The following is a 463-nucleotide window of genomic DNA, read 5'->3' on the forward strand; positions in this document are numbered from 1 at the left end:
TTCTCCACCTGCTTCGGCGCACCGTTCTTCCCGCGTCCGGCTGGCGAATACGCCGAACTGCTGATCAAGCGCATCCGCGGTTTCGGCTCCAAGGTCTACCTGGTCAACACCGGCTGGACCGGCGGCGGCTACGGCGTCGGCCAACGCTTCAACATCCCGACCACCCGCGCGGTGATCGCCGCGATCCAGAGCGGCGCGCTGATCGGTGCAGCCACCGAACACCTCGACACCATCAACCTCGACGTGCCTCTGGCCGTCCCGGGCGTCGACACTAACCTGCTCAACCCACGCAACACCTGGGCTGACAAGGCTGCGTACGACGAGGCCGCCAAAGCATTGGCCGGTCTGTTCATCGAGAACTTCAAGAAGTTCGAAGTGAGCGACGCGATCAAGGCGGCTGGGCCGAAGTTGTAAGTTGTGGTTTGCTGTGAATAAAAAACCGCCGTTTGGGGCGGTTTTTTCA

The 463-nt window shown here is 61.8% G+C and carries 1 protein-coding gene; it reads left to right on the forward strand.

What is annotated here, in order from left to right; genetic code table 11:
- On the forward strand, positions 1 to 414 hold a 414-nt coding region (locus AAEY83_RS12865; RefSeq protein WP_351059293.1), incomplete at its 5' end, for a phosphoenolpyruvate carboxykinase (ATP).
- Between the last annotated feature and the right edge of the window lie 49 nt (positions 415 to 463).

Source organism: Psychrobacter sp. TB20-MNA-CIBAN-0197, assembly GCF_040309765.1.
GTDB classification, from domain to species: Bacteria; Pseudomonadota; Gammaproteobacteria; order Pseudomonadales; family Moraxellaceae; genus Psychrobacter; species Psychrobacter submarinus.